This is a genomic window from Lentibacillus sp. Marseille-P4043, assembly GCF_900258515.1.
Classification (GTDB): Bacteria; Bacillota; Bacilli; order Bacillales; family Amphibacillaceae; genus Lentibacillus_C.
Window position 1 is genome coordinate 541,782 of the sequence record NZ_LT984884.1, and the last position, 12,863, is coordinate 554,644.

At 38.9% G+C, this 12,863-nt stretch carries 11 protein-coding genes, 2 pseudogenes and 1 riboswitch; of the genes and pseudogenes, 4 read left to right on the top strand and 9 right to left on the bottom strand.

The genetic code is table 11. The features are described 5' to 3' along the window. Window positions 1–28: 28 nt before the first annotated feature. Together C8270_RS02865 and C8270_RS02870 are read right to left on the bottom strand one after the other, a co-directional pair. Window positions 29–1,451: pseudogene (locus C8270_RS02865) on the bottom strand (aldehyde dehydrogenase family protein). A gap of 96 nt (window positions 1,452–1,547) precedes the next feature. Next, complete coding sequence (locus C8270_RS02870; protein WP_106495285.1) at window positions 1,548–3,182, bottom strand: acetolactate synthase large subunit; 1,635 nt, start codon at window positions 3,180–3,182, stop codon at window positions 1,548–1,550. Window positions 3,183–3,402: 220 nt separating this feature from the next. On the opposite strand from C8270_RS02870, the gene C8270_RS02875 reads away from it, so the two are divergent. Beyond that, complete coding sequence (locus tag C8270_RS02875) at window positions 3,403–3,603, top strand: CDGSH iron-sulfur domain-containing protein (protein ID WP_106495288.1); 201 nt, start codon at window positions 3,403–3,405, stop codon at window positions 3,601–3,603. Window positions 3,604–3,957: 354 nt separating this feature from the next. Further along, window positions 3,958–4,734 carry a TerC family protein gene (locus C8270_RS02880; protein WP_106495291.1) on the top strand — a complete coding sequence of 259 codons (777 nt, stop codon included), beginning with the start codon at window positions 3,958–3,960 and terminating at the stop codon, window positions 4,732–4,734. 117 nt (window positions 4,735–4,851) lie between these two features. On the opposite strand, the gene C8270_RS02885 is transcribed toward C8270_RS02880, so the two are convergent. Further along, window positions 4,852–5,451, bottom strand: coding sequence for a lysophospholipid acyltransferase family protein (locus C8270_RS02885; protein WP_106495292.1), 600 nt, complete (start codon window positions 5,449–5,451; stop codon window positions 4,852–4,854). 151 nt (window positions 5,452–5,602) lie between these two features. Continuing rightward, window positions 5,603–5,647, top strand: a riboswitch (PreQ1 riboswitch). Between the two features lie 8 nt (window positions 5,648–5,655). On the opposite strand from C8270_RS02885, the gene C8270_RS02890 reads away from it, so the two are divergent. Beyond that, window positions 5,656–6,141 carry a QueT transporter family protein gene (locus C8270_RS02890; RefSeq protein WP_106495295.1) on the top strand — a complete coding sequence of 162 codons (486 nt, stop codon included), beginning with the start codon at window positions 5,656–5,658 and terminating at the stop codon, window positions 6,139–6,141. Between the two features lie 505 nt (window positions 6,142–6,646). Here the strand turns inward: C8270_RS02890 and C8270_RS02900 are convergent. The 3 genes from C8270_RS02900 to C8270_RS02910 all read right to left on the bottom strand — a co-directional run bounded on the left by C8270_RS02900 (window position 6,647) and on the right by C8270_RS02910 (window position 9,381). Next, complete coding sequence (locus C8270_RS02900; RefSeq protein WP_106495299.1) at window positions 6,647–7,840, bottom strand: amidohydrolase; 1,194 nt, start codon at window positions 7,838–7,840, stop codon at window positions 6,647–6,649. A gap of 283 nt (window positions 7,841–8,123) precedes the next feature. Continuing rightward, window positions 8,124–8,525 (bottom strand): hypothetical protein, encoded by a 402-nt coding sequence (locus C8270_RS02905; protein ID WP_106495302.1) that lies wholly within the window; start codon window positions 8,523–8,525, stop codon window positions 8,124–8,126. Between the two features lie 4 nt (window positions 8,526–8,529). Beyond that, a complete protein-coding gene (locus C8270_RS02910; protein ID WP_106495304.1) occupies window positions 8,530–9,381 on the bottom strand; it encodes a VOC family protein in 852 nt (283 codons plus the stop codon). 180 nt (window positions 9,382–9,561) lie between these two features. On the opposite strand from C8270_RS02910, the gene C8270_RS02915 reads away from it, so the two are divergent. Continuing rightward, complete coding sequence (locus C8270_RS02915; protein ID WP_106495307.1) at window positions 9,562–10,335, top strand: DUF3891 family protein; 774 nt, start codon at window positions 9,562–9,564, stop codon at window positions 10,333–10,335. A 189-nt stretch (window positions 10,336–10,524) separates the two neighbouring features. Here C8270_RS02915 and C8270_RS02920 read toward each other — a convergent pair whose 3' ends face one another. The 3 genes and pseudogenes from C8270_RS02920 to C8270_RS02930 all read right to left on the bottom strand — a co-directional run bounded on the left by C8270_RS02920 (window position 10,525) and on the right by C8270_RS02930 (window position 12,490). Beyond that, entirely contained in the window at window positions 10,525–10,821 is a 297-nt protein-coding gene (locus C8270_RS02920; RefSeq protein WP_106495310.1) for a heme biosynthesis protein HemY, read from the bottom strand. A gap of 76 nt (window positions 10,822–10,897) precedes the next feature. After that, window positions 10,898–11,633: pseudogene (locus tag C8270_RS02925) on the bottom strand (EcsC family protein). A gap of 68 nt (window positions 11,634–11,701) precedes the next feature. Continuing rightward, window positions 11,702–12,490, bottom strand: coding sequence for an arginase family protein (locus C8270_RS02930; protein ID WP_106495311.1), 789 nt, complete (start codon window positions 12,488–12,490; stop codon window positions 11,702–11,704). Between the last annotated feature and the right edge of the window lie 373 nt (window positions 12,491–12,863).

The following is a 12,863-nucleotide window of genomic DNA, read 5'->3' on the forward strand; positions in this document are numbered from 1 at the left end:
CGCCCCTTTTATAGGGGCGGGTCCTGTTTTATTGATCACCTGTCTTAAAGCTGATAAACTTTTGCTCCATCATTTCTTCCATAGCGTATTTAACACCTTCCCTGCCAACACCACTGTCTTTCCAGCCGCCATAAGGCATGTTGTCAATCCGATATGTTGGAATATCATTCACAATAACACCGCCTGTTTCCAACCGCTCTGCAGCGTAAAATGCCCGTTCAAGGCTTGGTGTCATGACGCCCGAATTCAATCCATACCTTGAATCATTTGCCTCATTAATCGCATCATCTAATGTATCAAATGGGAAAATGCAAACGATTGGCCCAAAAACCTCAAGACGAGATACTTTTGAATTGCGATTTACATTTGTCAGAACAGTTGGTTTCATCACATTTCCTTTTACTTTTCCACCACATTCAATTTTTGCACCTTCCTCAACCGCTTCATCTAGCCAACTTTGCAAGCGTTCTAACGATTTTCTTGAAATAACAGCTGTTATATTTGATTTTTCGTCCAATGGAGAACCAACTACAAGCTGCTTCGTTCGAGTGACAAATCGTTCCAGAAACTCTTCGTATAGTGATTGATGGACATAAATGCGCTGAACCGATATACACACTTGCCCATTGTAAGAAAAAGCACCCATTACACTACGCTCAATAATTTTGTCAATGTCTACTCCTTCATCAACAATAAAAGGAGAGTTTGACCCAAGCTCAAGGGTTAGTTTACGAAATCCTGCTTGTTGCTGAATAATGTGACCAACTTCTACGCTACCTGTAAATGTCACCTTTTTCACATAGGGATGAGTAGTTAACGCTTCACTCAATACATCCCCCTTACCCGGAAACACCATCTGGAAGGCCGGCCTCTTTAAAAATCTCTGCAAGAAACAATGAGCTTAACGGTGTCTGTTCAGCAGGTTTTAGTACAATTGAATTTCCCGCTGCAATCGCCGGACCTACCTTATGTGCAACAAGATTAAAAGGAAAGTTAAATGGAGTAATAGCTGTCACCACACCAATGGGGGTTCGAATTGTAAAGCCAAACCGATTCTCTCCCCCTTCAGCTGCATCCATTGGAATCCGTTCACCATAATTACTCTTCGCCTCTTCTGCCGCAAAGCGATATGTTTGGACAGTACGACTTATTTCTTCACGTGCATTTCGAATTGACTTCGCACCCTCCATCGCAATGATTTTGGCGCATTCATCACTACGTTCTTCCATGATAGTGGCAACATTCGCTAAAATTTTGGCCCGAGCATGTGCTGGATACTTTCTAAATTTCTGGAAGGCGGCATGTGCCTCTACGATAGCCTCTACAGCATCCCCTGGCTCTGCCTGTCCAATTTGAGCAAGTTCATCTTCGGTATGTGGATTCTTTAATGGTTCATACGATTTTGCCTCTCGCCATTTGCCACCAATCCATAATTGCCATTCCTTTGTCATCTTTAGGTTCCTCCTTTGGGGCAGTGCCTGTCACTCCCCGGATTTTGTCGAATGATCTATTGGAATTTGTTAGTTATTGTAGAATTGAACATCTCACTAAAGTTTACAAATATAATCACCAAGTGTTTTTGATAGCTCTACGTTTTCCGAATAATCTACATCAACATCAACAATAACAATGTTGTCACTAGAAAATGCTTCTTCTAACGCTGGTAGTAAGTCATCTGAATGTTTCACCCGGATTCCCTTACATCCAAAGCTTTCAGCAAATGTTAAAAAATTCGGATCTGTAAATTCAATTGCATTTGCTCGATCATACTTGTTCAGCTGCTTCCACTCAATTAACCCATATTTAGCATCATGAAAAATAACAATTACAAAAGCCAGTCCAAGTCGTTTTGCCGTTGCTAATTCAACACCATTCATGAGAAAGCCACCATCACCAGTAACAGCTACAGCAGGCTTATCCGGATTTGCTAACTTTGCAGCTATTGCTCCGGGAACTGCAATTCCCATTGATGCCCAACCATTTGAAATAATGGTGTGGTTCGGCTTTTCCGGTTGATACATACGGGCAACCCACATTTTATGCGCACCAACATCAGAAATGACAATTGCCTCACCCTTCTCAGCTTTCTTCAAATCCGCAATAATTCGCTGTGGTTTAACCGGGCTTCCTGATACCTCATCAGAAGCGTGAAGTTTTTCGACAAGCTGAGACTTTAACTGTTTTACTTCCGGCCAAAGTTCTTTTTTCTCTACATCGGAATGTAAAGCTTTCAATGTCTCTTTCACATCGCCAACCAATTCACTTTCGATTGGGTAATAAGCATCGACCTCGGCTGGTAATGTATCCAAATGAACAATTGGATTCATAGCCTCATCATTCCAATATTTCGGCAAATACTCGACAAAATCATATCCTACAGTAATAATCACATCCGCGCGATCAAATCCACACAACACATAGTCTTTCGCCTGCATTCCTACCGTATACAGTGTTAATGGATGATCAGATGGTAAAACTCCTTTTGCCATAAACGTATTTACAACCGGAATATTTTTAGATTCTGCAAATTCTCGCAGCATTTCTGTTGCACCATCGCGAATAACACCATTTCCTGCTAGAATAATTGGTTTCTTCGCTTTGTTTATAATTTCTGCCGCCTTCTTGACCTCTTCTTCAGCTGGCCGGGATATCGGGATTGGTGTGACTGGTAATACCTCACCCTCTGTATCCGTCATGGCAATATCCTCTGGTAGTTCGATGTGCGTTGCACCAGGTTTATCGAGAACCGCTGTCTTAAATGCTTTGCGAATAATTTCAGGTATCGTATGAGGAACACGAATTTGTTGATTCCATTTTGTAATCTCTTCAAAAACACCAACAATATCAACGGCTTGATGTGATTCCTTATGAATCCGCTCAAGTCCAGCCTGTCCAGTGATTGCCACAACAGGAGCATAATCAAGATAGGCATCCCCGATTCCCGTTAGTAAATTTGTCGCACCAGGACCAAGCGTTGCCAAGCAAACACCTGGCTTTCCTGTCAGGCGACCATACACATCAGCCATGAAAGCAGCCGCTTGTTCATGATGGACAACAATAAACTCAATATTAGAGCCAATCAACGAATCAACGAGATCTGTATTTTCCTCTCCAGGAATACCAAAAATGTAGTTGACATTTTCCTGTTCCAAGCAGCGCACAAACAAATCCGAAGCTTTCATTTGTATGATGCCTCCTCTAATTTTTTGTTTTGTATAGTATTCCATAACACAATGAAATTATGTTTTAGTGAGATATCGCACAAACTTTGTCGATAATAACTCCTTGACAGATGGTGAAATCTACAGACAGAATATAGACAAGGGTTATTTTCCCAAAATTTTAAATTATATTTTGTTTATCATGTTCATGTATTGTTTAAACTATTAGGGAGGTGATAGAATGGCAGATGCAAATATCAAAGTGAACGATAATGGCCCTTATGTTGTAACAGGCTCATTTGAAGTGGTGGATGCGGAAGGAAACACTTTTCAAACAAAAAAGGCGGTTTCATTGTGTCGTTGTGGACATTCCTCCAACAAACCATTTTGTGATGGGACACATAAAAAAGTTGAATTTGAAAGTTCACCGCGAGCTGAATAAGAGGGAAAACAGCAATAAAAGGGTTCTAAGACGTTGATAAACCCGTACTTAAAATCAAGACTAACAACTGATCAATGTACAACTGAAGGTTAGTTATTCGTCTACTAGCGAAAATAGGTTAGCATTGACAGATGATTCATAACGTGGTTAAATGAAAGTAGATTTTCAAAGGGGAGTAGCTTTAACTGTAAAGTCGTCATTACAGAGTGATTACACTCTCGGCTTTACTGGCAACTTACGGCGTTGTTAGCAAGACCTTTGCCAATGTGGTAAAGGTCTTGTATTTTTTAGAGGCTTTTACCACATAACTGGTAAAAGCCTCTATTTTTTTATTCACAGAAGGGAGAAGTCGATGTGGAATCACTTTGGCTTGAGTATGGATGGACATTATTAGTATTAATTGGACTAGAGGGGATCTTGTCTGCTGATAACGCACTTGTTCTGGCGGTAATAGCTAAACACTTGCCAGATGATGAAAAAAAACGTGCTATCAACTACGGTATTATCGGTGCGTTTATTTTCAGATTCGCAGCCCTATTCACGATATCCTTCCTAGTAAATGTATGGCAGGTCCAAGCAATCGGCGCTGCATACCTTATTTACTTAGGTGCAAAGAATGTAATCGGAAAATATTTTGGTTCGGAAAAGGAGAAAAAGGTCCCTGTTGGTAATAGCTTCTGGTCTACCGTAGCTAAAATTGGTGTTGCAGATCTCGCCTTTGCGATTGATTCTATTCTGGCAGCTGTTGCACTAGCCATGGCACTTCCTGAAACCCCAATACCGCAATTCGGCGGAATGGACGGAGGAAAGTTTGCAATTGTAGTCATCGCGGGAATAGCTGGTTTAATATTAATTAAATTCGCTGCCACCTGGTTTGTTACATTGCTTGACAAGCGACCAGGCTTAGAAACAACCGCATATCTGATTGTTGCATGGGTCGGTGTAAAACTTGCTGTTATAACCTTGGCGCATCCGGCAGTCAACTTATTACCTGACGACTTTTCCCATAGTACCGGGTGGAAATTTACCTTCTGGGGAGTCCTTCTTGCCATTGCGGTAATTGGCTGGTTTCTTTCAGGTAAAGGTAGCTCACAGAAAAAAGGAGTGATCAAACACGGCTCCTCTTCCTAAAGATTTAATTTCACAACCATGCTATTGAATCAGTTCCACCCATAAGAAAACCCTGCTGCTTATTAAAATATCCTTAACAAAGGGACATTTCATATTGTGACAGGGTTTTTCCTATACCTATTTCTGATATGTCATTAGCTCTTGTTTCAACTTGTTTAGTGCATCGTTTAAGTCTTCCATCATTATTTCCAGTGCCTCTTTTTTAGGTAGTTCTTTTGATAAATATATCGGCTCGCCATAAATGATACGAGGCTTTTTACGTTTAAACAAATCACTAAAATTATTAGGTCCCACATATGCAACTGGCACAATAGGAGCCTTAGAATGACCGGCGATGGTTACAGCCCCTCGTTTTAAAGGAACTTCGTCACTTGTCCTTGTTCCACTTGGAAATATACCAACAACTTCGCCTTTTGACAGTAGTTTTCGTGGAATTTTAATCGAACTCGGCCCTGGATTTTCACGATCAACGGGGAATGCGTTAAGTTTGTTCATTAACCATTTTAATGCGCCGTTTTGAAACAATTCCTTTTTTGCCATATAATGTATTTTCGTTGGTAATACGGATATGCCAAGCCATAATATATCTACCCAGCCTGTATGTGTACAGGCTATAACATAACCACCTGATTGTGGCAAATTTTCTCTTTTATATATCTTTATGTTTCCAAATAGACTCAATATTATTTTTAAAAGATACGCAGCGAAATAATACATGTTATCTTCAACTCCCCCATCTTAAAGTCTGCTTCCTTTATTTTAACATATGATATTAACACCTGGTACTATACAAAGGAATTTTATTGCGTAAGCCACTTCCCTATTGATTTTACCCGATAAAGTTTTATAATGAAATAGTTGCTTTTTAAGACACGTGGTTCGAGACCATCCCACGTTAAAAAACTAAGGAGAGAATAGAATATGAAAGTAAATACACTTGTCACAAACGGCTTGCTGGCTGCAGTCTATATTGCAGTGTCGTTACTAATCCAGCCTTTTGGATTTACCAATATCCAATTTCGTGTCCCGGAAGTGCTAAATCACCTCGTTGTTTTTAACAAAAAGTACATTTTCGGAATTGTATTAGGCGTCTTTTTATCTAATTTCTTTTTTTCGCCATTAGGTATGTATGATCTTGTTTTTGGGGTATCGCAATCCATTATTTCATTATTAATTACGATTATAATTGCGCGGTATATTAAAAACAAATGGCTTTTAATGATTATCAACACACTTGTCTTCACATTTACCATGTTTATTATTGCCTGGGAATTAAGCCTAGCTTTCGGAGCACCATTTTTATTTACATGGTTAACAACAGCTATCGGTGAATTTGTTGTAATGGCGGTGGGGATGCCAATCATGTATGCCCTTAATAAGCGTGTAAAGTTTGATAAATTAATTTAACTAAACGGACGTAAAAGAGAGTTCACTAGGGAGTGAATTCTCTTTTTATTTCATAACAACGTCACTAAAAAAAGCTTTTTATCCATCCGAATACAAAAATAGAGGATATACGTATGCAAAAACATCCCAAGACAAACAAGTCAAAAAATCCTGGGATGTTTTTGTGTTAAATCTTTTCCTTTAAATATTCAATTTTAGTTTTATGGTTTGATAGCAGAAAAATCAACATGTCGATGAATTTCCGGATAAAACATTTCCGAAAATTCTGCAAAAATGTGTGGATTAATTCTTTGAATAAGTGGTCATGATAGGTGTACTGGGAGTATTCTTCGCGCACCAGTGTCGTGAGAACCATTATAACACTTCCTTTGGGGGATTTTTTATAGAGGAATGACTGAGGTGTTTTTCTATTTCTAATATACTACACCATTTCAACAAAACAAGTGTTCCTATTTATTTTTTTAGAAGCAGCCTTGCACTGCTAAAGCTGCTTCCTTTACATTTTTTAGTTCTGGTCTAACCCAAAATAACTACACACAACTTGTCCAACCGATTTCGCCGCAACAAGGATGGCATCTTCATCAATGTCAAACTTCGGATGATGATTAAAGTATGGATTTTCCACTCCTTTTGGTGTACAGCCAATGTAAAAATAACAGCCAGGGATTTTTTCCAGATAATAAGCAAAATCATCAGACGGTGCCATCTTTGGAAATTCCTTTACTTCTGTTATATCTTTATCATCGATACTTTGTAGGCTTTGTGCAACCATTTCAGTTACTTTAGGATCATTGTACAATGGTGGGTAATCAGCAGTATACGTAAGCTCACATTTCACACCAAATTCTTCTTCAACCCCTTTTACAATTCGTTGAAATTCATCGGCAATGACCTTTTGAATTTTTTCATCCGCATAACGTATATCACCTTCAAGTTCCACACTGTCTTTAATGACGTTGAATGTTCCTTTTCCATCGAACGAACCAACCGTGACAACTCCTGCATCAAACGGATTTAATCGACGGCTAACAATGGTTTGAACGGCTGTAACAAAATGCGCGCCCGCTACAATGGAATCATTCGCTAGGTGTGGAGAAGAACCATGGCCGCCAACACCTTGAATTTTTAATTTAAAATAGGTCCTTCCGTTAAAAGAATAGCCACTATGATAGCCAACAACTCCCGCTTCGCCCAATGGTAATACATGGATACCAAAAATGTTATCAACATCATCCAGACGGCCGGATTCAGCAATACTTTTTGCTCCACCGGGTGGAACCTCTTCTGCATGCTGATGAATAATTTTAATTGTCCCCGGAATCTCATCTTTTAACTGGATAAGACAATCAGCAAGAATTAATAGATAGGCTGTATGTGCATCATGACCGCATGCGTGCATGACACCATCATTTTTTGACTTAAACGCTACATCCGTTTCTTCGGTAATTGGCAGTGCATCGAAATCTGCACGGAGCCCAATTTTTTTACCAGATTTTCCACCATTTATCGTGACAATAATGCCATAACCATTTCCCACATTTCGCTCCATTTCTACATCTTTTCCTTGATAAAAATCGGCTATATATTGGGCTGTCTTTTCTTCTTTAAAGGACAATTCAGGATGTTCATGCAGATACCGGCGAATTTCAATCATTTCATCTTTACGTTCCGCTAGCATTTCTATTAATTTGTTTTTCAAAAAAATACCTCCCCTTTTTACTTTTACCAATAAGATTCATATCCATGAACCGACTGATTAAAATCCTTACATACACGCTAAACCTATGATTTCAATCCACAATTAAATTATACTCTTATGTACTAGTATGAGCAGGAATATCGATCCTACTTATTTACATTCACTTACGATTCTAGGTGCCGCGAGGGCGGAACAAATTCTCCATAATCTAAAAGCGCTTGAAATTCAACCAACAGGGAAAAAATCGGCCATATTTTCAATTAAAATAAAAGGAACCTGCATTTTAGTTTAGCAGGTTCCTTTTTTGATAGGGATACAGAACTCCGCTCTCGTCCGGCGACTTTTCGCTTTCGTCCGGCAACTTTCTGCTTTCGTTCGGCGACTTTCCGCTTTCGTCCGGCGACTTTCCGCTCTCGTCCGGCAACTTTCTGCTTTCGTTCGGCGACTTTTCGCTTTCGTCCGGCGACTTTTCGCTCTCGTCCGGCGACTTTTCGCTCTCGTCCGGCGACTTCCCGCTCTCGTCCGGCGACTTTTCGCTCTCGTCCGGCGACTTTCCACTTTCGTTCGGCGACTTTCCGCTCTCGTCCGGCGACTTTCCGCTCTCGTCCGGCGACTTTCCGCTCTCGTCCGGCGACTTTTCGCTCTCGTTCGGCGACTTTTCGCTCTCGTCCGGCGACTTCCCCACTTTGTCAGTCCATCATCATCCGAATAACATTCCCAGATGGATCCTCTGTAACATAATAATCCTGTTCATTTGTTACATTGGCACCAATCTGCCGCAACCGCTCAACCGCACTTGTTCTAGATTTTTCATTTGGAAAAACAAGTGTAAAATAGTTTAGCCCGACACTATTTTTTGTTGGCATTGGCGCACCAACTCCATTCCAGACGTTTAATCCGATATGATGATGATAGTCCCCAGTTGATGTAAACAGTGCCCCGGGATATGTTGTTACAACGGTAAATCCCAGTCCATTTATATAAAATTCTTCTGTTTTTTGCAAATCGCTAACATGGAGATGGATATGACCCATAACTGTTTGTTCCGGCAATCCGTTCCACTCCTGAGCACTTTCAGCAAGAATACTATCCCCATCAAGTTGTTCAGTCGCCATGGAAACCTCACCATTTTCCCAACTCCATTCAGATGATGGACGATCATGATACACTTCAATGCCATTCCCATCTGGATCAGAAAAATATAGCGCTTCACTCACTAAATGATCTGCTGCGCCTAATTGTACTCTCATTTGAATTATATGCCGTAAAAATGCTGATAGGTCCGCACGCGTTGGTAACAGAATAGCAAAATGGTAGAGTCCAGCCGTTCTCCCTACTTTTGGCACAACATCAGCAGGCCGTTCCAATATTAGTAATGGTGTTTTTCCGTCTGCCGTTAATACTGCCCTTTGTTCCGTTTGTTCAAGCACCTTGAATCCAACAATCGTTTTGTAGAATGTTAATGAACGTTCCAAATCTGTAACATTAATCGAAACTTCCCCAACATATGTTGCTGGATCTTTGAAAAATTGTTTTTCCATGTTTATATTCCCCCTCTATAATCATTGTAAGTATATAAATTACTTTTTTATATTTAATTACTTTATGTAAGTAATTATATTTCTTACACTACCCTTTGTCAATTCTTTGTTACGTGCAGGCTATAACGGAGGATTATTTTTCTGTATACTGAAAATAAATACAGTTGAAAGGATGATCTCATGATTGTACGTGAACATGCCAATGATTTTATTATGATTGAACAAGATAACCATGCACACATTTCTGGTGAACTTATTGCCAACTGGGAAGAATCCTCATTTCCGGGAGCAAAGTTGAGAAAATCTGTTGAATATGCAATTTTTCATCATGACTGTGCATGGAAGCCAATCGATGAACAGCCTTTTTGGAATGATCAAAAACAAGCACCCTACACATTTATTGACTTCCCCGCTCCTGCAAAGCTTGTTTTTTACAAAAATGGCATTGATCAAGTTGAACAAAAGGATTCCTATGCAGGTCTATTATGTAGTGAACATTATAAACGTTTTCTCGCAAATGATATTTCCAAAGCAGGGCAAGCATTTGTAAATCAAGAAAACGAACGGCAGAAACGGATAATTACAAAACTTCCATCCTTTGATAAACAGCTTTTTACTATCCATTATGATCTACTGCAACTATCTGACAACCTGTCCTTATACATATGTCTAAATGAACCCGGTGGCAAAAAGGAAAATGAACACCCCTTTTTCCGTGATGGGATCCCGGTTTCTAAGAAGTTAAATTTCCTTGATCATTCCAAGTTAACTCCTAAATGGAAAGACCCGGATACAATCATATTACCAGGCCTTCCATTTGAAGAGCCCATAACCATCGTGTTAAAGCAAAAACTAGTTGAAAAGGGTGCCATTTATAGTAATGGATTAATACCTAGTTATGTACAAGCAGCCTGCCAGGAAATCAAACTAAACCTTATTTCAGATGAAAAATAAAGAAGAGATCCCACATATGCTAACACACCACTGAATGAAATTAGTTTATATACAAGTAGATTTGAACGGCTTAATATAACATGGAAGCCTTACGATATCATCTGACCAAACAATCGGATTCGCCAAGGCTTTGGGGTTAAAAATTAAGGCGTAGAAAACAGCAACCACTACAAAAGTGGTTGCTGTTTATTAATGATGCATTCCCATGGAAGAATTCGTAATAACCATTTCCTCCTCTGGCACATAAAAATATTGAATCCAGATACCATCTAAATATTCATTGCCCTTTTCTAGGATGATATCAATATCTTTGTCTGTTTTTACAACCTCATCGTTTTCTGTCGGAGTATCCAGTTCAATGTCGTAATGTGCATGATCACCATGAAGGTGTGTCACATATACACGAATCATTTTCCCTTCTGCTTCCTCATTTTCCAACATTTTTTTTAGAACTTTAGCTGCGTTGCGATTTATTTTACATTTCATTTAACTATCTCCCATCCGTTTATTCACTCTATATTTTTTCAGTTTTTCGTATGAATTACAAATTAGACACTCAAAGTTAGTTCCCTAAATAATCCCTTGGGTATTCGTTCAACAGTCTCATTCGATATACATTCATTGCCGTTTCCCCCAGATGATCGAGGAGATTGTAGTTTGCATATGCACCAACTATCGCACCAAGTCCTGGAACTAATTGGAGCATTTTAACAAAATCTATATAATCTCGGTATTCTTGCTGGAACACTCGTCAATCCATATCGACAAGCGTTTCTTTTTCTGCCTCCCAGTTCTCTAGTATGCGAAATGTATCTTTTCGTTTTTCATCATTTGAAAAAGCAAGCTGGAAAACATGAAGAATGAACAAGCGCTCCTCATACCTATTTGCGTCAAACCCATATATACTAGCTACTTCATACAAAAACTTCATTTTAATCGATAGTAACAGCGGGAAATCAGCAAGGCCAAGAAAAATGCCACCCGCTCCTGTCCCTGCTCCTTCTACAACCGCAGTTTTCCGATAGGATGATAGCTTTTCCCGAAGCAGTTCATCTCGATCGTAAAGACTTCATACCCTTAGATTGCCTTTTATTTTGAATAAGGTTTGAACCAAACAGTGTTGCCTTTACCATGTTCTTTATACTTTCCGTTATCACACGATGAACCTTTTCCGGAATCATCCCGTTTATTTTTGTTTGTGCTTTTTTTGACATCCGGTTAAGTAGATTCGACTGCTTTAAGATTTTCCTTTGCCAAGCTTGAATTTCTTCATATACTTTTATTTCATATTCAGGCATTTTTATATCATCCTCTAATTCAAACTGATCTCCTTATTTTATCAGGAAAATCATGGTCTTTCCTTTTTTTAATTGAAGGAGGGGCTAAGTCCAATACATTGTGTTAAATGTTCTATAATTATGCGATTTGCACGTTCATTTTTCTTTACTGCCTCTCTTGTTCGTTTATTGTATTCATTTGTTGGGCTAATTGGATATTCACCACAAATATCAATACCGCTAATATCCTTGTCGGAGATGATCTTTTCAACAATTTCCATAAGCTGATTTAAATTCATTGTTCCATGATCCCATGCTGTAACAGCCTCTTTAAGATCCAATACATCTTTATCAATACTTATATAAACTGTGTCTGTAGCTATTTCTTTCATAATGGATTTAATTGTGTTGGAATAATCTGTGTGAAGGGATTGTTTCGAGTATACGGCCATTTTTTCTTCAGCGAACGAAGGTATTTGCTGTTGCCAATCTTCGTTTACACCGATTATAATTACTTTTTTTAGCATAGGTAACTTTTCTAGTGACTCCCGCACCCATGAACCACAGGCAATCAACGAATCACTTGGGCTGGGAAACATATCAGTATGATGGTCAAATAACACTAGTGAAAATGGCCTTTGTATCTCTGACAATAATAAGTAGGAAACATAATGATAATTACCACTCCCCAGAAATGTTATCTGACTCATTCTTCGTTGTCTAAGCCTTTGATCAATCTGGAATAAGGACTCTTTTTCACAAAACAAATTGGTACTCGGCATCTGTTCAAAATCTAGTGATTCACAATTCTCAGCTTGTAGAAAGGATTGTTTATGATACGTTTGGTCAAAGTTTAGTACGGTAACATTACTATCCATTTTCCTTAAACCCCCATCTAATTACGAATAGAAAGCAACCTAATGTTCTACTATAAATTATAGCACTTCTATATTCTTAATTGTTAGATTTCTGTTCGACATTTAAATGAAAAATAGATCAAGACAAAATAAGACGCCTGTACAATGTACAGGCGTCTTCACGAAATTTGCGGCAAAAGATCATGTGTTCACATTCACATGTATTGCGTATCCTTTGACTTACACAAATCAGCTCATCGCAGAATTAAGTATAGCATTTCCGTAAAAATATGTCACTAACTCAACTTTCGCAGCTTCAAATGGACAAATAAGCCTTGATAAAATGAGGAAGGATGAAGATTCACTGCTTAAGTTGACTTTGGATTAATCGCAT